The organism is Streptomyces sp. AC1-42W (genome assembly GCF_003248355.1).
Lineage (GTDB): Bacteria > Actinomycetota > Actinomycetes > Streptomycetales > Streptomycetaceae > Streptomyces.
This window is the reverse complement of record NZ_QKWY01000002.1, coordinates 2,077,762-2,102,514: the sequence shown is the minus strand read 5'-3', so window position 1 is coordinate 2,102,514 and position 24,753 is coordinate 2,077,762. Positions and strand designations below refer to the sequence as shown.

General features: G+C 71.7%; 27 protein-coding genes and 1 pseudogene. 2 read left to right on the top strand and 26 right to left on the bottom strand.

Annotated elements, in window-relative coordinates:
- Positions 1–67: 67 nt before the first annotated feature.
- The 7 genes from DNK56_RS27555 to rpsB form a co-directional block, all read right to left on the bottom strand.
- Entirely contained in the window at positions 68–1,165 is a 1,098-nt protein-coding gene (locus tag DNK56_RS27555; RefSeq protein ID WP_111338485.1) for a thiamine ABC transporter substrate-binding protein, read from the bottom strand.
- A gap of 257 nt (positions 1,166–1,422) precedes the next feature.
- Positions 1,423–2,529, bottom strand: coding sequence for a 23S rRNA (adenine(2503)-C(2))-methyltransferase RlmN (gene rlmN, locus DNK56_RS27550; protein WP_111338484.1), 1,107 nt, complete (start codon positions 2,527–2,529; stop codon positions 1,423–1,425).
- Between the two features lie 89 nt (positions 2,530–2,618).
- Positions 2,619–3,704, bottom strand: coding sequence for a phosphatidate cytidylyltransferase (locus tag DNK56_RS27545; protein WP_111338483.1), 1,086 nt, complete (start codon positions 3,702–3,704; stop codon positions 2,619–2,621).
- Positions 3,704–4,261: a ribosome recycling factor gene (gene frr, locus DNK56_RS27540; protein ID WP_111338482.1), complete on the bottom strand. Its 558-nt coding sequence runs from the start codon at positions 4,259–4,261 to the stop codon at positions 3,704–3,706. Before frr ends, DNK56_RS27545 begins: the two co-directional genes overlap by 1 nt.
- 157 nt (positions 4,262–4,418) lie before the next feature.
- Positions 4,419–5,195, bottom strand: a complete 777-nt coding sequence (pyrH, locus tag DNK56_RS27535) for a UMP kinase (protein WP_111338481.1) — start codon at positions 5,193–5,195, stop codon at positions 4,419–4,421.
- Between the two features lie 157 nt (positions 5,196–5,352).
- A complete protein-coding gene (gene tsf / locus DNK56_RS27530) occupies positions 5,353–6,189 on the bottom strand; it encodes a translation elongation factor Ts (protein WP_111338480.1) in 837 nt (278 codons plus the stop codon).
- A gap of 121 nt (positions 6,190–6,310) precedes the next feature.
- Complete coding sequence (rpsB, locus tag DNK56_RS27525) at positions 6,311–7,219, bottom strand: 30S ribosomal protein S2 (protein WP_111338479.1); 909 nt, start codon at positions 7,217–7,219, stop codon at positions 6,311–6,313.
- Between the two features lie 213 nt (positions 7,220–7,432).
- Here rpsB and DNK56_RS27520 point away from each other — a divergent pair.
- Positions 7,433–8,101, top strand: a pseudogene (locus tag DNK56_RS27520) (murein hydrolase activator EnvC family protein); the annotation flags it as partial.
- A gap of 128 nt (positions 8,102–8,229) precedes the next feature.
- On the opposite strand, the gene DNK56_RS27515 reads toward DNK56_RS27520, so the two are convergent.
- The 18 genes from DNK56_RS27515 to DNK56_RS27430 form a co-directional block, all read right to left on the bottom strand.
- The gene (locus DNK56_RS27515) at positions 8,230–8,805 is read right to left on the bottom strand and encodes a TetR/AcrR family transcriptional regulator (RefSeq protein WP_111338478.1); all 576 of its coding nucleotides are present in this window, start codon (positions 8,803–8,805) and stop codon (positions 8,230–8,232) included.
- Positions 8,806–8,896: 91 nt separating this feature from the next.
- On the bottom strand, positions 8,897–9,733 hold the full coding sequence (gene whiG, locus DNK56_RS27510; protein ID WP_111338477.1) for an RNA polymerase sigma factor WhiG: 837 nt from the start codon (positions 9,731–9,733) through the stop codon (positions 8,897–8,899).
- 288 nt (positions 9,734–10,021) lie between these two features.
- On the bottom strand, positions 10,022–11,251 hold the full coding sequence (gene dprA, locus DNK56_RS27505; protein ID WP_446750414.1) for a DNA-processing protein DprA: 1,230 nt from the start codon (positions 11,249–11,251) through the stop codon (positions 10,022–10,024).
- Positions 11,248–12,873 (bottom strand): YifB family Mg chelatase-like AAA ATPase, encoded by a 1,626-nt coding sequence (locus DNK56_RS27500; protein WP_111338475.1) that lies wholly within the window; start codon positions 12,871–12,873, stop codon positions 11,248–11,250. The genes dprA and DNK56_RS27500 overlap by 4 nt, the downstream gene beginning before the upstream one ends.
- Positions 12,873–13,232 (bottom strand): YraN family protein, encoded by a 360-nt coding sequence (locus tag DNK56_RS27495; protein WP_111338474.1) that lies wholly within the window; start codon positions 13,230–13,232, stop codon positions 12,873–12,875. Before DNK56_RS27495 ends, DNK56_RS27500 begins: the two co-directional genes overlap by 1 nt.
- A 121-nt stretch (positions 13,233–13,353) precedes the next feature.
- Complete coding sequence (locus tag DNK56_RS27490) at positions 13,354–13,662, bottom strand: DUF2469 domain-containing protein (protein ID WP_003965949.1); 309 nt, start codon at positions 13,660–13,662, stop codon at positions 13,354–13,356.
- 63 nt (positions 13,663–13,725) lie between these two features.
- Positions 13,726–14,214 (bottom strand): NUDIX hydrolase, encoded by a 489-nt coding sequence (locus tag DNK56_RS27485; protein WP_111338473.1) that lies wholly within the window; start codon positions 14,212–14,214, stop codon positions 13,726–13,728.
- Entirely contained in the window at positions 14,204–14,953 is a 750-nt protein-coding gene (gene lepB, locus DNK56_RS27480; protein WP_111339639.1) for a signal peptidase I, read from the bottom strand. The genes DNK56_RS27485 and lepB (DNK56_RS27480) overlap by 11 nt, the downstream gene beginning before the upstream one ends.
- A 49-nt stretch (positions 14,954–15,002) precedes the next feature.
- Positions 15,003–15,926 (bottom strand): signal peptidase I, encoded by a 924-nt coding sequence (gene lepB / locus DNK56_RS27475; RefSeq protein ID WP_241990103.1) that lies wholly within the window; start codon positions 15,924–15,926, stop codon positions 15,003–15,005.
- Complete coding sequence (gene lepB / locus DNK56_RS27470) at positions 15,923–16,870, bottom strand: signal peptidase I (protein WP_111338472.1); 948 nt, start codon at positions 16,868–16,870, stop codon at positions 15,923–15,925. Before lepB (DNK56_RS27470) ends, lepB (DNK56_RS27475) begins: the two co-directional genes overlap by 4 nt.
- Positions 16,767–17,837 carry a signal peptidase I gene (lepB, locus tag DNK56_RS27465; RefSeq protein WP_111338471.1) on the bottom strand — a complete coding sequence of 357 codons (1,071 nt, stop codon included), beginning with the start codon at positions 17,835–17,837 and terminating at the stop codon, positions 16,767–16,769. The genes lepB (DNK56_RS27470) and lepB (DNK56_RS27465) overlap by 104 nt, the downstream gene beginning before the upstream one ends.
- Positions 17,830–18,612 (bottom strand): signal peptidase I, encoded by a 783-nt coding sequence (gene lepB, locus DNK56_RS27460; RefSeq protein WP_111338470.1) that lies wholly within the window; start codon positions 18,610–18,612, stop codon positions 17,830–17,832. Before lepB (DNK56_RS27460) ends, lepB (DNK56_RS27465) begins: the two co-directional genes overlap by 8 nt.
- 45 nt (positions 18,613–18,657) lie before the next feature.
- Entirely contained in the window at positions 18,658–19,008 is a 351-nt protein-coding gene (gene rplS, locus DNK56_RS27455; RefSeq protein WP_073963715.1) for a 50S ribosomal protein L19, read from the bottom strand.
- A 128-nt stretch (positions 19,009–19,136) separates the two neighbouring features.
- The gene (gene trmD / locus DNK56_RS27450; RefSeq protein ID WP_111338469.1) at positions 19,137–19,958 is read right to left on the bottom strand and encodes a tRNA (guanosine(37)-N1)-methyltransferase TrmD; all 822 of its coding nucleotides are present in this window, start codon (positions 19,956–19,958) and stop codon (positions 19,137–19,139) included.
- Positions 19,958–20,527 (bottom strand): ribosome maturation factor RimM, encoded by a 570-nt coding sequence (rimM, locus tag DNK56_RS27445; RefSeq protein ID WP_111338468.1) that lies wholly within the window; start codon positions 20,525–20,527, stop codon positions 19,958–19,960. Before rimM ends, trmD begins: the two co-directional genes overlap by 1 nt.
- 79 nt (positions 20,528–20,606) lie before the next feature.
- Complete coding sequence (locus tag DNK56_RS27440) at positions 20,607–20,846, bottom strand: RNA-binding protein (RefSeq protein WP_005311361.1); 240 nt, start codon at positions 20,844–20,846, stop codon at positions 20,607–20,609.
- Positions 20,847–20,848: 2 nt separating this feature from the next.
- Positions 20,849–21,289 (bottom strand): 30S ribosomal protein S16, encoded by a 441-nt coding sequence (rpsP, locus tag DNK56_RS27435; protein WP_111338467.1) that lies wholly within the window; start codon positions 21,287–21,289, stop codon positions 20,849–20,851.
- Between the two features lie 157 nt (positions 21,290–21,446).
- Entirely contained in the window at positions 21,447–22,040 is a 594-nt protein-coding gene (locus DNK56_RS27430; RefSeq protein WP_018521397.1) for a hypothetical protein, read from the bottom strand.
- A 290-nt stretch (positions 22,041–22,330) separates the two neighbouring features.
- Here DNK56_RS27430 and DNK56_RS27425 point away from each other — a divergent pair, with 290 nt between their 5' ends.
- Positions 22,331–23,044: an SAM-dependent methyltransferase gene (locus DNK56_RS27425; RefSeq protein ID WP_111338466.1), complete on the top strand. Its 714-nt coding sequence runs from the start codon at positions 22,331–22,333 to the stop codon at positions 23,042–23,044.
- Positions 23,045–23,107: 63 nt separating this feature from the next.
- Here DNK56_RS27425 and ffh read toward each other — a convergent pair whose 3' ends face one another.
- Entirely contained in the window at positions 23,108–24,655 is a 1,548-nt protein-coding gene (gene ffh / locus DNK56_RS27420; protein WP_111338465.1) for a signal recognition particle protein, read from the bottom strand.
- Between the last annotated feature and the right edge of the window lie 98 nt (positions 24,656–24,753).

The following is a 24,753-nucleotide window of genomic DNA, read 5'->3' as shown; positions in this document are numbered from 1 at the left end:
CTCCCGCGCCGGGACCGGGCGCGCGCGGACCTCCCGCGCGCGCCCGGTCCGCGTACGGGGTTCTTCGCTACTTCACTACGAGCGAGGACCATGCCTGGACCCACTGCTCACGGTTCTTCGCGATGGTCTCGGGGGCGACGCTCGCCGGGTCGTCCGCGGTGGCGCCGAACTTCGTGAACAGCTCAGGGACCTTCGCGTCGTCGGCGACCGGGCTGACGAACATGGTGAGCGGCATGTCCTCCTGGAACTTCTTGCCGATCAGGAAGTCCAGCAGGGCCTTGCCGCCGGCCTCGTTCTTCGCGCCGTCCAGCAGACCGGCGAACTCGATCTGGCGGAAGCAGGTGCCGGTGGCGACGCCGGTCGGCGCGGTCTTGGGCCGGGGGTCGGCGTACAGCACCTCGACGGGCGGGCTGGAGGCGTAGCTGACGACGAGCGGCCGGTCGGCGTTGGCCTTCTTGCCGCCCGCCGAACCGGAGAACTCCTCGTTGTACGCCTGCTCCCAGCCGTCCACGACCTTGACGCCGTTGGCCTTGAGCTTCTTCCAGTAGTCCTGGTAGCCGTCCTCGCCGAAGGTGGCGACGGTGCCGAGGAGGAAGCCGAGGCCGGGCGAGGAGGTCGCGGCGTTCTCGGTGACGAGCAGGTCCTTGTACGCCGGCTTCGCCAGGTCGGCGAAGGTCTTCGGCGGGGCGAGCTTCTTGTCGGCGAAGTACTTCTTGTCGTAGTTGACGCAGATGTCGCCGGTGTCGACCGGGGTGACCCGGTGCTTGCCCGCGTCCAGCTGGATGCCGGCCGGAATCCGGTCCAGTCCCTTGGCCTCGTACGGCGTGAACAGGTCGTTGTCGAGGGCCCGCGAGAGCAGGGTGTTGTCGACGCCGAAGAACACGTCGCCGCGCGGGGAGCCCTTGGTCAGGATCTCCTGGTTCAGGGCGGCGCCCGCGTCACCGCTCTTGAGGACCTTGACGGTGTAGCCGGTCTCGCGCGTGAACTCCTTCAGGACGTCCTTGGAGGCGTTGAAGGAGTCGTGGCTGACCAGGGTGACGGTCTTGGAGCCGGAGCCCTCGGTCGAATCGGCGGACGTGTCGTCGGAGCTGCCGCAGCCGGCCAGCGCGGTGACACCGAGCGCGGCGGCGACGGCCGCGGCGGCGGCCTTCCGGGTGGTGCTCATGGATCATTCCTCCTGGAGTTGACCAGGAAGAGACGCGGCCCCGCCCGCGACCGGCCGGAACCGGAAGCGGGCAGGGCGCAACAGCTTGAGTATGGTCCGAACTTCCTACCCGGAATGACCCGGGCGAGGTTCAGAGGGTCTGCGGCCGACCTGTCCTCGGTGCCGCACTCTCAGCGCTGTGGCGCTCCCCTGTCGGAATATGCAGTTGATTCCGGCCCCAGGCTACACGGCCGTTTTCGGCCGACCGGCCCCGGGCGTCAGCGCTCGGAGGCCGCCAGCTGGCCGCAGGCGCCGTCGATCTCCTGGCCCCTGGTGTCCCGGACGGTGACCGGCACGCCGTGGCGCGCGATGGCGTCGACGAACGCCCGCTCGTCCTCGGGGCGGGACGCGGTCCACTTGGAGCCGGGGGTGGGGTTCAGCGGGATGAGGTTGACGTGGACCCGCTTGCCCTTGAGGAGCCGGCCCAGCAGGTCGCCGCGCCACGCCTGGTCGTTGATGTCGCGGATCAGCGCGTACTCGATGGAGATGCGGCGGCCGGACTTCTCCGCGTACTCCCAGGCGGCGTCCAGGACCTCGCGCACCTTCCACCGGGTGTTCACCGGTACGAGGGTGTCGCGCAGCTCGTCGTCGGGGGCGTGCAGCGAGACGGCGAGGCGGCACTTGAAGCCCTCGTCGGCGAACCGCAGCATCGCGGGGACCAGTCCGACGGTGGAGACGGTGATCCCGCGCTGCGAGAGGCCCAGGCCGTCCGGCTCGGGGTCGGTCAGCCGGCGGATCGCGCCGACGACGCGGTTGTAGTTGGCCAGCGGCTCGCCCATGCCCATGAACACGATGTTGGAGAGCCGGGCGGGCCCGCCGGGAACCTCGCCGTCGCGCAGGGCCCGCATGCCGTCCACGATCTGGTGGACGATCTCGGCGGTGGACAGGTTGCGGTCGAGCCCGGCCTGCCCGGTCGCGCAGAACGGGCAGTTCATCCCGCAGCCGGCCTGCGAGGAGATGCACATGGTGACCCGCTCCGGGTAGCGCATCAGGACGGACTCGACCAGCGTCCCGTCGTGCAGCTTCCACAGCGTCTTGCGGGTGGTGTCGTCGTCGCAGCTGATGTGCCGGACGACGGACATCAGGTCGGGGAACATCGCCTCGGCGAGCTTGTCCCGCGACCCGGCCGGGATGTTGGTCCACTCGGCCGGGTCGTGCGCGTACCGCGCGAAGTAGTGCTGCGAGAGCTGCTGGGCGCGGAACGGCTTCTCGCCGATCGCGGCGACGGCCTCCCTGCGCTCGGCGGGCGTGAGGTCGGCGAGGTGCCGCGGCGGCTTCTTGGCTCCGCGGGGCGCGACGAAAGTGAGTTCTCCGGGCTTAGGCATGGTTCTTCCAGTGTCGCAGACGGAACGGCGAGGGCCCGCCGCCCTGTGGACGACGGGCCCTCGTGCGGAAAACCGCAGGCCGGAGGCGGTCAGCCGGAGCCGACGAAGAGGACCATCAGCAGCCAGACCACCGGGGCGGTCGGCAGCAGCGAGTCAAGCCGGTCCATGATCCCGCCGTGGCCGGGCAGCAGGGTGCCCATGTCCTTGATGCCGAGGTCCCGCTTGATCATGGACTCGCCCAGGTCGCCCAGGGTGGCGCTGGCCGCCACCGCGAGGCCCAGGAGCAGCCCCTGCCACCAGGAGCCGTCGTCGACCAGGAACTGCATGCACAGCGCGCCGGCGACCATGGCGAAGGCCACCGCGCCGAACAGGCCCTCGCGGGTCTTTCCGGGGCTGATGCGGGGGGCCAGCTTGTGCTTGCCGAACCGCCAGCCGACCGCGTACGCCCCCGTGTCGCTGACCACGGTCAGCAGCAGGAAGGTCAGCACCCGCTGCGGCCCGTCGTCGGCGGTCAGGAGCAGCGCGACGAACGTGGCCAGGAAGGGCACGTAGAACGCGGCGAAGATGCCCGCGGTGACGTCCCGGAGGTAGTCCTCGGGCGGCTGGGCCATCCGCCACACGAGCACCGCGAGGGCGGTCAGGGCCATGGCGACCCAGGCGCCCTCGGCGCCGCGCGCGTATCCGGCGACGACCATCGCGGCGCCGCCGAGCGCGAGCGGCACCAGGGGCGCCTTGATCCCCTTGCGCTCCTGGAGCCGGGAGGTCAGCTCCCACAGCCCGACGACGACGGCGAGCACGATGACGCCGACGAAGACCGCCTTGACGACGAAGAGCGAGACGACGACCAGCGCGCCGAGTCCCAGGCCGACCCCTATGGCGGCTCCCAGATCACGGCCCGCGCGCTTCTTCTGCGGGGGCGGCGGCGCGGTGGGCATGGGCTCCTGCGGCTTCTGGTCGCGGAACAGGGGGCCGCCGCTCAGGCGTCCGGCCCCCTGGTTCCGATGATCACGGTCTTCTGCGTCTCTACCTGCGTCGGGAACGTCCGGCACGATGGGCATGGGCCGAGTCTGCTGGGCGTCCCCCACATCGTAGGCAGGACCCGCCGCAGCTCCCTGCATCTGGGGCGCGACCCGGTGGCCGGCGCCCTGCGGAGCGCTCCGGGAAGAGTCGTTCATCAGACTTCGAGCAGCTCGGCTTCCTTGTGCTTCAGCAGCTCGTCCACCTGCGCGACGTACTTCGCGGTGGTGTCGTCGAGCTCCTTCTCGGCGCGGCGCACCTCGTCCTCGCCGGACTCCTTGTCCTTGACCAGCTTGTCGAGCGCTTCCTTGGCCTTGCGGCGGACGGCGCGGATCGAGATCTTGGAGTCCTCGGCCTTGGTCTTCGCGACCTTGATGAAGTCGCGGCGGCGCTCCTCGGTCAGCTCGGGGAAGTTGACCCGGATGATGTTGCCGTCGTTGCTCGGGTTGACCCCGAGGTCCGAGTCGCGGATGGCCTGCTCGATGTTGCGCAGCGCGCTCTTGTCGAACGGCGTCACGACGGCCATACGGGGCTCGGGCACCGAGAACGAGGCCAGCTGGTTGATCGGGGTCGGCGCGCCGTAGTAGTCGGCGACGATCTTGTTGAACATCGCCGGGTGCGCACGGCCGGTGCGGATCGCGGCGAAGTCCTCTTTCGCGACGACGACGGCCTTCTCCATCTTCTCCTCGGCCTCGAGGAGGGTTTCTTCGATCACCACGTGCTCCTGCGTGTTGTGAACGGGCCCGGCGGGCCCGGCGGGTCCTGCGTCGCGTCCTCACCTGCACGGTGTCCGACCGGCAGGCCGTTGTCCAGTTTCCGGGGCGGTCCGGTGCCCCGGCTCCACCGGGCCTCACCGGTGGAAGCGCCCCTCGTCAGGCGCGGGTGTCCTGGTCGCTCACGAGCGTCCCGATCTTCTCACCCTTGACGGCGCGGGCGATATTGCCGGTGGCGGTGAGCTCGAAGACGAGGATCGGCAGCTCGTTGTCACGGCAGAGCGTGATGGCGGTGGCGTCGGCGACCTTGAGGTCGCGGGCGAGCACCTCGCTGTACTCCAGCGCGTCGAACTTCACGGCGGCGGGGTTGGTCTTCGGGTCGGAGTCGTAGACCCCGTCCACGCCGTTCTTGCCCATGAGCAGCGCCTCGGCGTCGATCTCCAGGGCACGCTGGGCGGCGGTGGTGTCGGTGGAGAAGTAGGGCATGCCCATGCCCGCGCCGAAGATGACGACACGGCCCTTCTCCAGGTGCCGTACGGCGCGCAGCGGGATGTACGGCTCCGCGACCTGGCCCATGGTGATGGCGGTCTGGACGCGGGAGTCGATGCCCTCCTTCTCCAGGAAGTCCTGGAGGGCGAGGCAGTTCATCACGGTGCCGAGCATGCCCATGTAGTCGGAGCGCGCCCGGTCCATGCCCCGCTGCTGGAGCTCGGCGCCGCGGAAGAAGTTGCCGCCGCCGATGACGATCGCGATCTGCGCGCCGTCCCGGACGACCGCCGCGATCTCCCGGGCGATGGCGTGCACGACGTCGGGGTCGACACCGAGTCCCCCGCCTCCGGCGAACGCCTCGCCGGACAGCTTCAGCATGAAGCGTCCGGGCACCTTGCCGTCCTCGCGCTTGTCGTCGTCTTTGGCGGCGTCCGCGCCCTTGTTCATGGGGATTCTCCTCGTGCACATACGAAGAAGGCCATTGCCGGTGGGTCTGGTGTCCCTCAGCGGCAATGGCCTCCTCGTCAGATCTGCGGTCGTACGGCGGTGTGCGGCCGTCGACTGCACCAGACCCTACCGGGTCCGCCGTTTTTCGCGGACGGACTCAGATGCCGACCTTGATGCGCGTGAAGCGCTTCAGGGTGACACCGGCCTCGTCCAGGACCTTCTGGACCGACTTCTTGTTGTCCAGCGCGTACGGCTGGCCCAGGAGGGTGGCCTCCTTGAAGAAGCCGTTGACCCGACCCTCGACGATCTTCGGGAGGGCGGCCTCGGGCTTGCCCTCGGCGCGGGTGGTCTCCTCGGCGACGCGGCGCTCGGCCTCGACGACCTCGGCCGGGACGTCCTCGCGGGAGAGGTACTTCGGCGCGAAGGCGGCGATGTGCTGGGCGAGGCCCTTGGCCAGGTCGGCGTCGGCCTTGTCCAGCTCGACCATGACACCGATCTGCGGCGGCAGGTCGGGCATGGTGCGGTGCATGTAGACGGAGACGAAGGTGCCCTGGAACTGCGCGAAGCGGTCCAGGACGATCTTCTCGCCGAGGTTGGCGTTGGCCTCGTCCACGTACGCCTGGACGGTCTTGCCGGGCTCGATCTCGGAGGCGAGCAGCGCCTCCAGGTCGGCCGGGGAGGACGCGGCGACGTGCGCGGCCAGGGCGTTGGCGACGGCCTGGAACTTGTCGCCCTTGGCGACGAAGTCGGTCTCGCACTTGAGCTCGACCAGAACGCCGGAGGTCTTGTCGTCGGAGACGAGGGAGACGACCGCGCCGTTCTCGGCGGAACGGCCCTCGCGCTTGGCGACGCCCTTCTGGCCCTTGATGCGCAGCGCCTCGACGGCGGCGTCGACGTTGCCGTCGGCCTCGTCGAGCGCCTTCTTGCAGTCCATCATGCCGGCGCCGGTGAGCTCACGGAGCTTCTTGACGTCAGCGGCGGTGTAGTTCGCCATGAGTCTGTGTTCTTTCTCGAAGTCTGAAAGATCTACGGGTGGACGGCGGGGGCGGCGCCGCGGCCTGTCCGGGGACAGGTCACGGGGCGCCTTCCCCCGCCGTCTTCAGCCGTGACGGGTGTCAGCCCTGCTCGGCGTCCGCGGCCGGGGCCTCGGTCTCGGCCTGCTCGGCGGCGACGGCCTCGGGCTTGGCGTCGGCGGCGGCGTCCTTCTCGGTCTCGACGGAGGACTGCACCTCGGCGTCGGCCTTCTTGTCGCCCTCGAGCAGGTCACGCTCCCACTCGGCGAGCGGCTCGCCGGCGGCCTTCTCGCCCGGCTTCGAGTCGCCGGTCGCGGCGCCGGAGCGGGCGATGAGGCCCTCGGCGACGGCGTCGGCGATCACGCGGGTGAGCAGGGTGACGGAGCGGATCGCGTCGTCGTTGCCCGGAATCTTGTAGTCGACCTCGTCGGGGTCGCAGTTGGTGTCGAGGATCGCGACGACCGGGATGTGGAGCTTGCGCGCCTCACCGACGGCGATGTGCTCCTTCTTGGTATCGACGACCCAGACGGCGCTCGGCACCTTCTGCATCTCGCGGATACCACCGAGGGTCTTCTCCAGCTTGGCCTTCTCGCGCGAGAGGACCAGGAGCTCCTTCTTGGTGAGGCCGGAGGCGGCCACGTCCTCGAAGTCGATGAGCTCCAGCTCCTTCAGGCGCTGGAGGCGCTTGTAGACGGTGGAGAAGTTGGTGAGCATGCCACCCAGCCAGCGCTGGTTGACGTACGGCATGCCGACGCGCGTCGCCTGCTCGGCGATGGCCTCCTGGGCCTGCTTCTTCGTACCCACGAACATGATGGAGCCGCCGTGCGCGACGGTCTCCTTGACGAACTCGTAGGCGCGGTCGATGTACGACAGCGACTGGAGCAGGTCGATGATGTAGATGCCGTTGCGCTCGGTGAAGATGAAGCGCTTCATCTTCGGGTTCCAGCGACGGGTCTGGTGACCGAAGTGGACGCCGCTTTCCAGCAGCTCCCGCATCGTGACGACGGCCATGGCCGTACTCCTTGAGGTGCTCGGTTGTCGCGGCAGCGGGGTTGCTGTCGCGCCTGACGCCCCGGTGCGCCGTGCCACGAGGGACCGAGGGGCGCGGCCACCACCGCTGAGCGGGTGGTGGCGGGGCGTGCGAAGTCGACCCGGTGACCCGGATCGCCAGAAGAAGTGTACGGGACCGTCCGGGTGCCGGGTGACGGCGCTGTCCACAACCGCCTGGTCGTCCACAGATCCGGGCCGCGGTCCCCGCGATCGGGGGCGCCGGGGGACGGTGGTGCCATGGGAATCACAACGGACCGGGCGGCTGCCCGGAGCCCGGCGCGCCGGTGGCGGGTCCTGGTCGTCGTGCTCGCCACGCCGGCGGTGTGGGGCGCCGTCTCTGCCGGGACCGCCCGCGCGGACGGCGGGGAGCGCGGCTGGCCGCTGGCGGGGCGGCCCTCGGTGGTACGGGGCTGGGAGCCGCCGGCCGGTCCGTACGGGCCCGGGCACCGGGGCGTGGACCTGGCCGCCGCGCCGGGCGCCGAGGTGCGGGCCGCCGCCGCGGGCCGGGTCTCGTTCGCGGGCGCGGTCGCCGGGCGCGGGGTGCTCTCGGTGGAGCTGGCCGGTACGGGCGACCCGCCGCTGCGGACCACGTACGAGCCGGTGCGGCCGCTGGTCGCGGAGGGTGACGAGGTCGCGGCGGGGCAGGTGGTGGCCGTGCTGGCGGCGGGGCCGTTCCACTGCGCGTCGGGCTGCCTGCACTGGGGACTGCGCCGGGGGCAGGCGTACCTGGACCCGCTGTCGCTGCTGCCGCCGGGCCTGCTGCGCCGGGGCCCGTCCCGCCTGCTGCCGGTGTTCGGCGTACCGGTGCCGGGGGCGGGTCCGGGGGTGCCGGTGAGCGCGGCGCGGACCGCCGGTGGCGCGGAAGCGGTGCCGGGTGCGAGGGCGGTGCCGGGTGCGGTTTCCGGTGGGCGTGGGGGTGCCGTGCCCGCGGTGCTGGTGGGGTTCGCCGTGCGGTGGCGGCGGCGCCGGTGTCAGCTCCCGGTGCGGGGGGCGCCCCGGACGCCGTCGAGGATCATGGCGACGACGGTGTCGGCGATGACCCCGGGCTCCTCGGCGACGCTCAGCTCGATGCGCCGGACGGCGGCGTCCACGGAGCCCTGGAGCAGCATGGCCGCGAGGCGGGGCTCCTGGTGGCCCAGATCCCCGAGGGCCTCGACGATCATGGCGATCAGCCCGCCGTGCGCGGCGCGGATCTTCTCGCGGGCGCCCGCGTCCAGCTCGCCGGCGGAGATCGCGACCACCGCGCGGTGGCGCCGGTCGCCGACGAGGTCGAGCTGGCGCCGGACGTACGCCTCGATCTTCTCCTCCGGCGTCCCGGCGCGCTCCATCGCGCTCTCCACCTCGGCCGCCCAGACGGGGAAGTCGACGGCGCACAGCTCCTCGACGACGGCGGCGCGGGAGCAGAAGTACTCGTAGACGGAGGATCTGGCGAGGCCCGTGCGTTCGGCGAGAGCGGGGAAGGTCAGCGCTTCGGTGCCCCCTTCGGACAGCAGGGAGCGCGCTGCGTCCAGGAGGGCGCCGCGCTGCATGGTCCGGTGCTCGGCCACGGAGGCCGCTCGAATCCTGGGCACGCCTCCACTTTACGGCGACGGCGGCCGCCGCGGGCGCGCGAGCGCCCTGCCGGCCGAACCGGTGCGCTCAGCGGCCGGCGTCCGCCAGCTTCGCGCGGAGCTGGAGCACCGACTTGGTGTGGATCTGGCTGACCCGGCTCTCGGTGACCCCGAGGACGTTGCCGATCTCGGCGAGGGTCAGGCCCTCGTAGTAGTACAGCGTGACGACGGTCTTCTCGCGCTCCGGGAGGGTGTTGATCGCCCTGGCGAGCAGCCGTCTCAGCTCCCGGTCCTCCGCCACCTCCACCGGGTCGTCGGCGGCGGTGTCCTCCAGCGTGTCCATCAGGCTCAGCCGGTCGCCGCCCTCGCCGCCCACATGGAGCAGCTCCTCCAGGGCCACCACGTTGGCCAGCGACAACTGGCTGAAAACCGCGTGCAGTTCGTCGAGCGTGACGTCCATCTCGGCGGCCACCTCCGCCTCGGACGGGGTGCGGCGCAGCTGCGCCTCCAGCGTGGCGTAGGCGCGCTCGACGGCGCGGGCCTTCTGCCGCACGGAGCGCGGAATCCAGTCGAGCGCCCGGAGTTCGTCGATCATCGCGCCGCGGATGCGGGTGATCGCGTACGTCTCGAACTTGATGGCCCGCTCGATGTCGAACTTCTCGATCGCGTCGATCAGCCCGAACACCCCGGACGAGACGAAGTCCGCCTGCTCGACGTTGGACGGCAGGCCCACGCTCACCCGTCCGGCGACGTACTTCACCAGGGGCGAGTAGTGCAGGATCAGCTGCTCCCGCAGCCGTCCGTCGCCCGTCGTCTTGTACGAACGCCACAACTCGTCGAGCGAGGACGGGGCGGGAGGGCGCACAGTGCCACGCGCAGCCGGTGGTACTGCCGCGCGGTCAGACCCGGAGGTGTGCTGGGGCATGTGGTGCCTTGAGCCGTTCTGCCGTGAAGTGCTGGGACTTGTCTCTGGGGCGGAATCCTTGTGAGCGTAGCGTGACTGAGTTGTCGCGGTGCGCGCAGGATAGAGGATGGCGACCGTGCGCTCGCGGGTGCGCGGACACGACGCGCGACCTGGCTGCGGACATGACAGCCTGTGGGGGTGCGGACGCACCGGGCGCACGGGGCCGTCGCCGCAGGCACCGGCCCCGGAGCCACCGTGGAAGCGTCCGCCGAGGTCATCGGCATCACCTTTTCACCCGAATGCCCCAGGTCAAGAACCGCCTCGCCGCGCGTCGTCCCGGCAAGTCCGCCGCCGCGTCAACCTCCAGCCTTCGCCCTGGCGTTCTACGAACCCCAGTGAGTGGAGTTCGTACAACTTGGCGAGGGCTTCATCGGCGCTCGTCCCTGCCGCGCGCGCCACCTCCCTGGCATCGGCGGAGCCCCGGCCCGGCAGTGCGTCGAGCACCCGCGCGGCGACGGTGTCCAGCAGGTCCCGCGCGAGCACCGGGCCGCTCCTGGCGGGCGCGAGGTCCCCGATGTCCCCCACCAGTTCGGCCACTTCGGCCGCGTCCGTGACCAGGACGGCCTGGTCGCGCAGGAGTTCGTGCACGCCCGCCGACAGTCCGCTGGTCGCCGGGCCGGGCACGCCCATGGTGAACCGCCCGAGCCGCTGTGCGACGCGCGCCGTGACCAGGGAGCCGCTGCGGTACTCGGCCTCCACGACGACCGTCCCCCGCGTCAGCGCGGCGATCACCCTGTTCCGCAGGACGAACCTGCTCCGCGTCGGGTGCTCGGAGGGCGGCAGTTCCCCGAGGACGATCCCCTGCCCGGCCACCCGCCCGATCAGCTCGGCATGTCCGCGCGGATAGGGCACGTCCACCCCGCAGGCCAGCACCGCCATCGTGGCGCCGCCCGCGGCCAGCGCGCCCCGGTGCGCCGCCCCGTCCACCCCGAACGCGGCGCCCGACACCACCACCCAGCCCCGCTCCGCGAGCCCCGCGCCCAGCGTCGCCGCCATGTGCGCCCCGTACGGGGTGCAGGCGCGGGCGCCGACCACGGCGACCGAGCGCAGCGCCCAGAGCCGCAGGTCGGGACGGCCGCGCACCCACAGCCCGGTCGGCCGCGCGTCCGCCAGGTCGTCGAGCTGGGTCGGCCATTCCCGGTCTCCGGGGCAGACGAAGCGCCCGCCCATCGCGGCGACCCGCGCCAGGTCCCGCTCCGGGTCGGCCCCGGCGGCCCGCAGCCGGTAGCCGGCCAGCCGCCGCACCGTCATCCCGCGCAGCCGCTCCGCCTCACCGGCCGCGTCCCTGATCCGCCGCCACAGTCCGACCGCGCCGCACTCCCGCAGCCACCGGCCGCCCCGCTCGTCCCCCGGCTCCAGCACCCGGCTCAGCGCCGCCCGGGCGAGCCGCTCCTCCTCCCCCACGAGACCCGCCCCGCCACCGTGCGCACCGCGCGCACCCGCGTCCCCGTCCGGCGCCCGCGCCCCCTCGGCCCTCACGGCGCCCCCGCTCCCAGCGGGACCCCGCGGGGGATGCCGCTGCGCAGTTCGAGGGCCGCCGCGATGTCCGAGGCGTCCGGGCGGCCCGCGCCGCGCAGGTCCGCCACCGTCCAGGCCACCCGCAGCACCCGGTCCAGGCCGCGCGCGGTGAGCAGCCCGCGTTCCATGTCGCGCTCGGCCGCGTGCAGCGCGCCGGGGACCGCCGCCAGCCGGGTCCGCAGCTCGTGGCCGGGCACCTCGCTGTTGGTCGTCCACGGCGTGCCCGTCAGCCGCTCGGCCGCCCGCTCCCTGGCCTCCCGCACGCGGGCGGCGACGGTCTCGGTGGACTCGCCGCGGCCGCCCCGGCCCATCAGGTCCTCCCGCGTGACCGGATCGACGGCCACCCGCAGGTCCACCCGGTCGAGCAGCGGCCCGGAGAGCCTGGCCTGATATCGCCGCACCGCGGACGGCGGGCACTCGCAGCCGCCCCCGTTCAGGCTGTGCCGCCCGCACGGGCACGGATTGGCGGCCAGCACCATCAGGAACCGGGCCGGCAGCCGCACCACCCCGGCGCTGCGCGCCACCACGACGTGCCCGGACTCCAGCGGCTGGCGCAGCGCGTCCAGCGTCTTCACGGAGAACTCCGGCGCCTCGTCCAGGAAGAGAATGCCGCGGTGCGCCAGGGAGACCGCGCCCGGCCTCGGCAGCCCGTTGCCCCCGCCGACCAGCGACTGCATGGTCGCCGAGTGGTGCGGGGCGCAGTACGGCGCGCGGGAGACCAGCGGCTCGCCCGGCGGCAGGATGCCGGCCACCGAGTGGACGGCGGTCACTTCGAGGGACTCCTGCCGGGTGAGCGGCGGCAGGATCGCGGGCAGGCGCTCGGCCAGCATGGTCTTGCCCGCCCCCGGCGGACCGGTCAGCAGCAGATGGTGGCCGCCGGCCGCGGCGATCTCCAGCGCCTTGCGGGCCCGCTCCTGGCCCGCCACGTCCGCCAGGTCCGGCCGGGCGCCCTCGGCCCCCGCAGCTCCCCCGGCGAGCCCGGTACCCAGTCCGGCGCCGGGTGCCATGAGACCGGCCAGCATGGGATCGGGGCGGCCCTCCGCACCGGCCCGCTGTTCGTCGGGCGCCGGTTCGTCGCAGAGCACGGCGATGAGCTGGCGCAGGCTGCGCACCCCGAGCACGGAGACGCCGGGCACCAGGGCCGCCTCGCCCGCCGTCTGCTCCGGGACGACCACCTGCCGGTAGCCGGCGTCGGCCGCCGCCAGGACGGCGGGCAGCACGCCCCGTACCGGCCGCACCCGGCCGTCCAGCCCCAGCTCGCCGATCATCACCACGTCGTCGATCGCCGCCGGGTCGATCCGCTCCGCCGCACCGAGCACGGCGCACGCGACGGCGAGGTCGAAACCCGAGCCGGCCTTGGGCACCGACGCCGGGGAGAGCCCCACGGTGAGCTTCTTCTGCGGCCACTGGGCCCCGGAGTTCACCACGGCCGCCCTGACCCGGTCCCGGCTCTCCACCAGGCTCTTGTCCGGCAGCCCGACCAGGGTGAACGCCGCCACCCCGGCCTCCAGGTCGGCCTGGACCTCCACCACCACGCCCTCGACGCCCACCAGGGCCACCGCACAGGCACGCGCGAACCCCATCAGGCCACCCCCCGCGCATGCTCGGCCAGGGGCGCGCCGCGCTCGGGGAGCACCACACCGACCAGGTCGATGCGGACTCCGCCGGGCGGCGGGCCGCCGTGCCGTTCCAGCCAGAGCGCGGCCAGCCGCCGCAGCCGGTCGGCCTTGGCCGGGCCGACCGCGGCCATCGGATGCTCGAACGCGCCCGTCCTGCGGGTCTTCACCTCGCAGACCACGAGCGCGTCGCCGTCCATCGCGACGATGTCGATCTCACCGGCGCGGCAACGCCAGTTCCGTTCCAGTACGGACATGCCGGCCTCGGTCAGCAGCCGTACCGCCAGATCCTCGCCGTACCGCCCGAGAGCTCCCCGTGCGTTCATCTCGGCACCACCTCCGGCACCGACTCTGACGCGTTCGCCCCACTTCAGTTGATCTTGGTGGACAGCCGGGCGATTGTGGAAAACTCAGCCACCCGGAAGCGGCCGGCCCCCTCGGAAGGGCTCAGCCACCCGGGAGTTCGAGATCGCTCTTGTTCAGCTCCTCGATGTTGACGTCCTTGAACGTGAGGACGCGTACCTGCTTCACGAACCGGGCCGGCCGGTACATGTCCCAGACCCAGGCGTCCGCCATGGACACCTCGAAGAACACCTCGCCCTGGACCGAGTGCACCTGCATCTCGTAGTCGTTGGTGAGGTAGAAGCGCCGTTCGGTCTCGATCACGTATTTGAACAGACCGACGACATCGCGGTACTCCCGGTAGAGCTTCAGCTCCATCTCGGTCTCGTACTTCTCGAGGTCCTCGGCGCTCATTGGCATGTTCCCCTTCAGCCGTGCGTTTCCCCATTGTGCGCCAGGCTCCGGCGCCCCGGCCGCTCAGGCGCTTTCGGGGGCCAGGACCACCGGCGTACGCGGAGGACCCTCGTCGAGCAGCCTCCGGAGCAGGTCGGCGAGCCCGGTCGGGTACACCGTCTCACGGGCCGACGACAGTTCGGCGGAGGTCCACCACCTCAACCCCGTGACACTGCGGCGTTCCAGCCATGTGTGGCCGCTGGTGTCCGTGGCGGTCTGTGCCGTACGGGCCAGGAAGTACCACTCGTCCTGCTCCCAGCGCCGGCCGTCGAAGGGGAAGGAGCAGTGGCGCCGCCAGATCACCGGACCCAGTTCGACGGCGGTGATCCCGGTCTCCTCGGCCAGCTCGCGCAGCGCGGCCCGCTCCAGGGTCTCGCCGTCCTCCACGCCGCCGCCCGGGGTGAACCACCAGGTGCGGGACGGGTCCTCCGGTTCGAAGCCGTGCATCAGCAGCACGCGGTCGTCCGGGTCGAGGAGCACCAGGCGGGCGGCCCGGCGCATCTCAGCGGGCACCGGCGGCCACCCCGGGCTTCGCGTTCCGCCGGGGCCGGGCGGCACGGGCCGCGAGCGGGCCGTACACCGCCCCGCCGAAGATCAGGACCACGCCCACGCCCATGGCCGTCAGCTGGAGCCTCAGCGGCCCGGCGGACGAGATGCCGCCCGGCAGCGCGGCGAACGCCTCGGGCCGGCCGATCATGGAGCCGAGCGGCCAGGCGACCGCGTCGATCCTGGCCTCCACCGAGTCGCGGGGGACCGTGCCGTGCGCGGCGTCCTCCAGATGCACGCGCGAGTCCAGGGAGACCGTGCGGTCGTCGCCCAGGAGGAAGAGCCGGCCCTCGGGGACCTCGGCGGTGAAGTCCCGGCCCGAGGCACGGCCCGACGACCGCAGATACGGTTCGTCCACGGGTATGCCGTTGACCGTGAGGCGGCCGTCCTCGCCGCAGCAGACGATCTTGTCGCCGCCGACCCCGACGATCCGCTTCACCATGGGCAGGTCGCCCCACTCCGGGTCGGTGAACACCACCACGTCACCGCGCCGGACCTCGTCGCCGTCCACGCGCTGGGCGAGGACCTTGTCCCCCGCGTTCACCGTGGGGGACATCGAGCCGGTGGGCACCGTGTAGGGGCGGTAGACCAGCGCCCCCCAGACGAAGCCGCCGAGGAAGAGCACGCAGCCCAGGGCGACGGCCGCCCCGGAGATTCTGGCGCCGAGACGGCCGCGGCCGTCACCGTTACGACCTGTTGCACCCATACCGGCGTCCCCCATCGGAGATCGACAATCGCTGATCCGCCTGGGCACCCTACCCGGCAGTACGCCCGGCGGTCAGCCTCCTCCTGCGCCGCAGGACCAGCGGAAGCGCGCCCGCCAGGCCCAGCACGCCGGGTGCGGCCCCGACGGCGGCGCTGATGCCCGGCTGGTCGAAGGTGTCCGGGACGGACAGCACCGACCAGCGGTCCACCGGCCACGCCACGACGATGGCCCGGCCCACGACCTGGCTCACCGGCACGAAGCCCTTGTTGACGTCGTCGGTGTGGTAGCGGGAGTCCGCCGAGTCCTGGCGGTGGTCGCCCATGACCCAGATCTTGCCGTCGGGCACCTTGAACGGCCCGAACGGCATGTCGTCGCAGGCGCTGTTGCCGGGGAAGATGTACGGCTCGTCGAGCGCCTTGCCGTTGACCTCGACCGGGCCGCCCTTCTTGCACTCCACGGTGTCGCCGCCGACCGCGATCGTCCGCTTGATCAGGTCCTTCTCCTCGGCGGACGGCATCAGCCCGACGAAGCTCAGGAACTTCTGCGCGGCGTTGGGGTTCGGGGTCGGTTCGCCCCTGAGCCAGCCGTCCGGGTCGTGGAAGACGACGACCTCGCCGCGCTCCGGCTCCGACCCGAACCACGGCGTCAGCTTGTCCACCAGGACGCGGTCGCCCCGCTGGAGCGTGTTCTGCATCGAGTCGGACGGGATCGAGAACGCCTGCACCAGGAACGTCTTGATCAGCAGCGCCAGGACCAGCGCGACGCCGATGAGGAGCGGCAGCTCCTTCCAGAACGGACGGGCCTTCTTCTTCCTGCCGCCGCTGCCGGTGTCCTCGCCGTCCGTACCGGTGCCCTCGGCATCCGTACCGGTGCCCTCGGCATCCGTACCGGTGTTCTCGCCGTCCGTACCTGTGCCCTCGCCGTCCCCGGACGCGGAGGCCGACCGTGCTCCGTCTTCCGTCACGTCGCTCACGCGTCATTCCTCACTGCGCCGGCGGCGGCCGCGGCCCGGCGCCGCCTGCGCCACAGCACCAGCGGCACGGCGCCCGCGAGGCCCATCACCCCCGGCGCCGCGGCGGCGGCGGTGCCGATGCCCGGCTGGTCGAAGGTCTTGGGGACCGGCAGGGTCGCCCAGCGGCCGACCGGCCACACGATGGCGATGGCCCGGCCGACCACCTCGTCGTTGGAGACCGTGCCGCCGCCCGGCAGGTTCTGGTGGTAGCGGGAGTCCAGGGAGTTCTGGCGGTGGTCGCCCATCACCCAGATCCGGCCCTCGGGCACCTTGATCGGGCCGAACGGCTCGTCGTCGCAGGCGCTGTTGCCCTCGAAGATGAAGGACTTGTCGTCGAGCGCCTTGCCGTTGACCGTGACCGGGCCGCCCTTCTTGCACTCCACCGTGTCACCGCCGACGCCGATGACCCGCTTGATCAGGTCCTTCTCCTCGGCGGACGGCATCAGGCCGATGAAGCTGAGGAACTTCTGGACCGCGTTCGGCTCGGGGGCCTGGCTGCCCTCCAGCCAGCCGCCCGGGTCGTGGAAGACGACGACCTCGCCACGCTCCGGCTCCGACCCGAACCACGGCGTCAGCTTGTCCACCACGACCCGGTCGCCCCGCTGGAGCGTGTTCTGCATCGAGTCCGAGGGGATCGAGAACGCCTGCACCAGGAACGTCTTGATCAGCAGCGCCAGAATCAGCGCGACACCGATGAGGAGCGGCAGCTCCTTCCAGAACGGGCGGGGGTTCTTCTTCCGGGACGAGCCGTCGCCGGACGCGCCGTCGTCGCTCTCCGTCCCGCTCGCCGCCGTCCCGTCCTCAGCCGTCCCTTCCCCCGCCGCCCCGGCGGACTGCTCGGAAGGCACCTGGCTGCCCGGCCGGTCCTCGGGTTCGTCGCGTCCGGATCGTGCGCCGACCGCCAAATCCCCCACATCCACTCCTTATTCCGTGCCACCGCCTGCGTCCTAGCCGATGCAGGCCCACCACTCCCATAACGAGCGGGAGTTCCGCAGGGGTCGGGAGTCGGATCAATCGGTTGGATTCCTCGGACACACTATTCGACGGTCCCGAGGCCGCCGCCGAACCGGCGCGCGCGTCCGGGACCGCGGAGAACGCCGAGCGCTGCGCCAGTCCCGCCCAGTGCCCGAAGGGCCAGACGATCCACTTCGCCCGCCCCACGACCGAGTCCTCGGAGATCGTGCCGTCCGCCGTCCGGTCCAGGTGGAACCGTGAATCGGCGGAGTTCGAACGATGGTCCCCCATGACGAAGAGACGGCCCGGCGGAACCTTTACCTCGAATTTGATGGTGGAAGGGGAATCGCCGGGAAAAACATAGGGTTCGTCCACCGCCACGCCGTTGACGGTGATCCTGCCGTCCGCCGCGCAGCATCGCACCGTGTCACCGCCCACGGCCACCACGCGCTTGATCAGATCCTGCTCGTCGTCCGAGGGGAGCAGCCCCGCGAAGGTGAGCAGCTGCTTCAGCTGCTTGACGCCGACCGGCGGCGGGTCCTCCTCGCCCACCGGGTTCGGCGGCGGCCAGTCGGACGGATTGCGGAACACCACGACGTCGCCGCGCTGCGGCTTGGACCCGAGCCACGGCGTCAGCTTGTCCACGAGCACCCGGTCGCCGATGCGGATGGTCTGCTCCATCGATCCGGACGGGATCACGAACGCCTGCACCAGGAACGTCTTCATGAAGAGCGCGATCAGCAGCGCCACCGTGATCAGGAGCGGAATCTCCCGCACCGCCGACCGGCGGCGCCTGCGCTTCACCTTGCGGGCCAGCTTGCGCCGCTCGGCCCGGGTCGGCAGGGAGCGCGCGGCATCCTCCTCCGACGGCGCCCCACGCACGGCGGTGGGCGCGGCGCGGCGCCCCCGGCTACCCATGGCCCGGGCCGGGCGCCGGTACGGAGTCGAAGGCGGCGGTGCCCGGCAGCGAGCCGATCCGCCCGAGCGGCCAGCCGAACCAGTCGACCCGCCCGATCACCCGGTCCACCGGCACCACGCCGCCGCCCGGCGACCCCAGGTGGTCGCGGGAGTCGCGGGAGCGGCTGCGGTGGTCGCCCATCACCCAGAGCGCGCCGTCCGCCACCACGATGTCGAACGGGACCTTCGAGGCCGCGTCACCGGGGAAGAGGTAGTCCTCCGCCACCGGCCGGCCGTTCACCTCGATCCGGCCCCGCGCGTCGCAGCAGACCACCCGGTCGCCGCCGACGCCCACCACCCGCTTCACGAAGTCGGTCTCGGCGGGCTGCGCCAGCCCGAGCGATGCCGCGGCCCCGTGCAGCAGCGCGACGACCGGGTTCTGCGCGGCGCCCTCGCGCACGAAGGAGCCGGTGCCGTCGAAGACGATCACATCGCCGCGCCGGGGCTCGTCGCCGAAGCGGTACGCCAGCTTGTTCACGAGCACCCGGTCGCCCACCCGGAGCGTCGGCTCCATCGAGGCGCTGGGGATCAGGAAGGGCTGCACCACGAAACCGCTGAACAGAAGCACGAACACCGCGCAGACGGCGCCGAGCGCGAAGGTCCCCCGCCAGGACAGCCGCCGGGACAGCACGGCGGCGATCCGGTTCCGGGCACGCGAAGAGCGCGACCCCTCCCCCGGACCCGGATCGGGTGCGGAGGAGCGGTCGCGCTCCTGGAGTTCTGCTTGCGTGTCCATCGGGGCCAGAGCTTAACCGGACACCCTGTGGACCAGGCAGTCAGCTCAGCGGTCGCGCTTCTCCTTGATCTTCGCGGCCTTGCCGCGCAGCTCACGGAGGAAGTACAGCTTGGCGCGACGGACGTCACCGCGGGTCACGAGCTCGATCTTCTCGAAGATCGGGCTGTGCACCGGGAAGGTGCGCTCGACGCCGACGCTGAAGGAGACCTTGCGGACCGTGAAGGTCTCGCTGACGCCCGCGCCCTGGCGGCGGATGACGATGCCCTTGAACTGCTGGACACGGGAGCGGTTGCCCTCGATCACGCGGACGTGAACGTTGACGGTGTCACCGGGGCGGAACGCCGGGATGTCGGTACGCAGCGACGCGGCATTGACGTCGTCGAGCAGGGAAGCCATGTTGTCTGCTTTCTTCGCCGATGCCACAGGTCATCGACGGGAGAGTGATGAATGCTAGGGGCCGGTCGCGTCGGACGGGCGTCGTGTCCCCCTGTGGCAGGGGCGCACGCCGGACGGACAGCAGCGGCCTATTCTTCCACGGCCTCGGGCCTGCGCCAAAATCGGCCACCCGGTTCCGGGGACCAGCCGAGGATGGAGAGCATCTCGCGGTCCTTCTTGTCGAAGCCGGACGCCTCGCACCGCTCGATCAGATCGGGCCGGTACGCGGCGGTACGGCGCAGCGCCTCGTCCCGCCGCCAGCGCGCGATCCGCCCGTGGTGGCCGCTGAGCAGCACCTCGGGGACGGACCGGCCGCGCCACTCGGGCGGCTTGGTGTAGACGGGCCCCTCCAGCAGGTCGGCCATCGCGCCGGGGGCGAAGGAGTCGTCCCGGTGGGAGGCGGCGTTGCCGAGCACGCCGGGCAGCAGCCGGGCCACCGCCTCGGTGATCACCAGCACGGCGGCCTCCCCGCCGGCCAGCACGTAGTCGCCGATGGACACCTCGACCACCCGCATCCGGGTGGCGTACTCCTCGGTCACCCGCCGGTCGATGCCCTCGTAGCGGGCCGGGGTGAAGACCAGCCAGGGCCGCTCGGAGAGTTCGACGGCGAGTTCCTGGGTGAACGGCCGGCCGCTCGGCGTCGGCACCACGAGGACCGGGTCGTGCGCCCCCGTCTCGTAGCCGTCCGCCAGGACCTCGTCCAGCGCGTCGCCCCACGGATCGGTCTTCATGACCATGCCGGGGCCGCCGCCGTACGGGGTGTCGTCGACGGTGTTGTGGCGGTCGTACGTCCAGGAGCGCAGGTCGTGCACCCGCACGTCGAGGCGGCCGGCCGCGCGGGCCTTGCCGACCAGGGAGACGTTGAGCGGTTCCAGGTACTCGGGGAAGATCGTGACGACGTCGAGGCGCATCAGGCGTCCCCGCCCTTCGCCCCGGTGCCCTCCTCGCGGGAGGAGGCCACGACCGCCTCGCTCGCGTCGATCAGGCCGGGCGGCGGGGTGATCACCGCGCGCTGCTCGTCCAGATCGATCTCGGTGACGATCTCCTCGACGAACGGGATCATCACCTCGCTGCCGTCCGGCCGCTCCACGATGAGGAGGTCCTGGGACGGCAGATGCGTGATCTCCGTGATCCGGCCGATCCCGGTGCCGTCCGCGAGGACGACGTCCAGGTCCATCAGCTGGTGGTCGTAGAACTCCTCCGGGTCCTCCGGGAGCTCCGCCGGGTCGACCTCGGCGATCAGCAGGGTGTTGCGCAGCGCCTCGGCGGCCGTACGGTCCTTCACGCCCTCGAAGCGCAGCAGCAGCCTGCCGCTGTGCACCCGGCCGGTCTCGATCGTCAGCGGTCCGGCCGCGGCCGGCTCGGTGGCCAGTACGGCTCCGGGGCCGAGCCGCAGCTCCGGCTCGTCCGTACGGACCTCGACGGTGACCTCGCCCTTGATGCCGTGGGCGCGACCGATCCGTGCGACTACCAACTGCACCTGTGTCTCTCCTGTCGTACGACGACGGGCCGGGGTGGGCGCTTGGCCCTCCCCGGCCCGTGCCGGTGTTCAACTTCTGTCAGCGGACCTGGTCCACATCGACGAGGTCGACGCGGATACCACGGCCGCCGATGGCGCCCACGACGGTGCGCAGCGCGCGTGCGGTGCGGCCGTTGCGGCCGATCACCTTGCCGAGGTCATCGGGGTGGACCCGGACCTCCAGCACACGGCCGCGACGCAGGTTGCGCGAGGCGACCTGCACGTCGTCGGGGTTGTCGACGATGCCTTTCACGAGGTGCTCGAGAGCCTCCTCGAGCATGCTCAGGCCTCGGTCGACTCGGCGGAGGCGGCAGCGTCAGCAGCCTCGTCCGCCTTCTTGTCGGCCTTCTTCGCCTTCGGCGTGATGGCCTCGCCCTTCGACTCCTCGCCGTCGGCGGAGAGGGCGTCGAACAGGGCGCGCTTGTCGGCCTTGGGCTCCGGCTGCAGCAGCGGCGCGGGGGCCGGGAGGCCCTTGTGCGCCTGCCAGTCGCCGGTGAGCTTCAGGATCGCGAGGACCGGCTCGGTCGGCTGGGCGCCGACGGACAGCCAGTACTGCGCGCGCTCCGAGTTGACCTCGATGCGCGACGGGTTCTGCACCGGGTGGTACAGGCCGATCTCCTCGATGGCCCGGCCGTCACGGCGGGTACGGGAGTCGGCGACGACGATGCGGTAGTGAGGCGAACGGATCTTGCCCAGACGCTTCAGCTTGATCTTGACTGCCACGGGAGTGGTGTCTCCTGGTCTATGACGTGGTTGGGCACAACGAAGATGCCACGTGGGGTTGCGGTACTCGGGTGCCCGATGGACGCGTCAGCCGGAGGAGAGAGGGGTCCTGTGCGACTGTCGAGTACAGCTAGTCATTGTGCCACACCACGACGGCTCACCCCACCGCGACCGCTGTCTCCGGAATCCGGAACGGCTTCCCGCAGCCGCCGCAGACGATCGGGGCCTGCGCGAGGACCGAGGGCACCACGCGCACATTGCGTCCGCAGTCGCACACGGCCTTGACCCGCACCCCCCCTCCGGAGGAGCCGTGCCGGGCGGCGGGGCCGCGGAAGGAGCGCTTGGTGTCGGCGGCGGTGGCCACGGTGTGCGCCTTGAGGGCGCGCTGCAGCCGTTCCGTCGTCGGCCGGTAGCGCCGCTTGGCCTCGGGGTTGAGCGTGACCAGCGAGAAGCCGCTGCTGGGATGGGGCTCCTCGGCGTGATCGAGGCCCAGCTCCTCGGCGATGGCCAGGAATCGTCTGTTGTGGTAGCGGCCGGCGCGCGAGGTGTCGCGGACACCTCTGGCGGCGGCGATGCCGTGGACTGCCTCGTGGAGCAGTCGCTCGAAGGAGAGTTCGGCGCCACAGGCGGACGAGGACTCTCCGATCAGGGACTCGGGTGCGGCGAGATCGGGCAGCTCGGGGTGGTACCGCTGAATGTCGGCCCACGCCTGCGCCAGCTCTGCGGCAAGTACAGGTGGTGTCGTGCTCACGTCGTGACCAACGAGCGCGGGGCCCTCGGTGTTCCGATTCCGGGCCATCCCAAATATTTTGCACGTACCAGTCGGTTGACGTTCATGCGTCCCGACGAGGGCGGGTGCGCTGATCTGCGGAGAAGCCGCACAGCTCGCACCAAGCCGGTACGTAGCGGCGCGTACGCCTGCGCGCGTAGACGGCGTACGCGCCCCGTGCCCGAGGTGCCCGACCCGGCGCGGCGGGTGAGACTGGGGCCCCGGAAGGACGCCGGCGCAACCGGCGGCATCGGCGGATTGGGGCACATTCCATGACACCCACGCTCGTTCGGCACCACCGGCCCACGGAGTCGTCCGCCGCCGCGGACGGCGCCTCCCGCGCCCGTGACTGGGCGGAGATCCAGGAACGGATGCTGGCACCGCTGTACGAGGCGGTGTACACGCGGCTGGAGGTGGGGCCGGCCACCCGGATGCTCGCGCTCGGCAGCGGCACCGGTCTCGCCCTGCGGATGGCCGCCGCACGCGGGGCACGGGTCGCCAGGGCGCCGGACACCGGGCCCCACGACCTGATCACCGCCTTCACCCCGATCGGCTGCGAGACCGGCGACGGCGAGGAGCTGATACGGGCGCTGGGGGCCGCGCTGCCCTCGGCGGAGCGGGGCTCGGCGGTCGTCCTGACCGGCTGGGGCCCGCCGGAGCGCTGCACCACGGAGGCGGTGCTGCGGGTGGCGGGCCGGCTCGGCGACGACGGGCGCGGGCCGCGCCGGGACGACCTGGAGGACGTGGCCCGCCGGTCCGGGCTGCGGCCGGACGGCTCGGGACGGGTCGCCTGCCCGTTCGGCTACGCGGACATGGACGGCGCGGTACGCGGCCTGCTGTCGACCCGGCTGTTCCGTGCGGCGGTCCAAACGGCGGACCGGCGGCAGGTCGAGCGGGAGCTCGCCGACGCGCTCCTGCCGTACCGGCGGGCGGACGGCTCGGTGCGGATGTCCAACGTCTTCCGCTATCTGATCTGCACCACGTGAACGTACGCCGGAGGGGCGGCCACCGCGGCTGCGGCGACCGCCCCTCCGGCAGGGCCCGGGCGCTCAGCCCATGAACTTCTTGAACTCGTCGGGCAGCTCGAAGTTCTGCCCGCCCTGGCCGGCCGGCAGGCCGGGGGCGCCGTTCTGCGCGGCCTCGCGGCGGGCGGCGGCGGCCTGCTCCTCGGCCTTGCGCTTCATCGGGTTGCCGCTCTTGCGCTTGCCCTTGGCCTGCTTGACCTGCTTCTTCTGGCGGCCGGGGCCGCCCCCCATGCCGGGCATGCCGGGCATCCCCGGCATGCCGCCGCCCTGCGCCATGCGCGACATCATCTTGCGGGCCTCGAAGAACCGCTCGACCAGGTTCTTCACGGCGCTGACCTCGACGCCGGAACCCTTGGCGATACGGGCGCGCCGGGAGCCGTTGATGATCGTCGGCTCGGCGCGCTCCTTCGGGGTCATCGACTTGATGATCGCGGCGGTGCGGTCGACGTCGCGCTCGTCGATGTTGTTGATCTGGTCCTTGATCTGCCCCATGCCGGGGAGCATGCCGAGCAGCTTGGAGATGGAGCCCATCTTGCGGACCTGCTCCATCTGGGCCAGGAAGTCGTCCAGGGTGAAGTCCTGGCCCTTCTTGGACGCCAGCTTGGAGGCCATCTTCTCGGCCTCTTCCTGGCTGAACGTCTTCTCCGCCTGCTCGATCAGGGTGAGCAGGTCACCCATGTCGAGGATGCGGGAGGCCATCCGGTCAGGGTGGAACGCGTCGAAGTCGTCCAGCTTCTCGCCGTTCGACGCGAACATGATCTGCTTGCCCGTGACATGGGCGATCGACAGGGCCGCGCCACCGCGGGCGTCGCCGTCGAGCTTGGAGAGCACGACGCCGTCGAAGCCGACGCCGTCGCGGAACGCCTCGGCGGTGTTGACGGCGTCCTGACCGATCATGGCGTCGACCACGAACAGGATCTCGTCCGGGCTGACGGCGTCGCGGATGTCCGCGGCCTGCCGCATCAGCTCCTGGTCGATGCCGAGGCGGCCGGCGGTGTCCACGATGACGATGTCGTGGACCTTGGACTTCGCGTACTCGATGGAGTCCTTGGCGACCTGGACCGGGTCGCCGACGCCGTTGCCCGGCTGGGGGGCGTACACCGCGACACCGGCGCGGTCGGCGACGACGCTCAGCTGGTTGACGGCGTTGGGGCGCTGGAGGTCGCAGGCGACGAGCAGCGGGGAGTGGCCCTGGCCCTTGAGCCAGCGGCCGAGCTTTCCGGCGAGGGTCGTCTTACCGGCACCCTGGAGACCGGCGAGCATGATCACGGTGGGCGGGTTCTTGGCGAACCGCAGCCGCCGGGTCTCGCCGCCGAGGATGGCGACGAGCTCCTGGTTGACGATCTTGATCATCTGCTGCGCCGGATTCAGCGCCTGCGAGACCTCGGCGCCGCGCGCCCGCTCCTTGACCTTGGCAATGAAGGACCGGACGACGGGCAGTGCCACGTCGGCTTCGAGCAGGGCGATACGGATCTCGCGAGCCGTGGCGTCGATGTCCGCCTCGGACAAGCGGCCCTTGCCCCGGAGGTTCTTGAAAGTCGCGGCAAGGCGGTCGGAGAGAGTATCGAACACGGCGCTCGTCGGTCCTCAGAGTCGGGGGCGGGTCGGGTCAGCAGGTTCCCAGGGTATCCGGAGGCCGGAGAAGGCCAAGACCTCGCCCGGTACCGGAC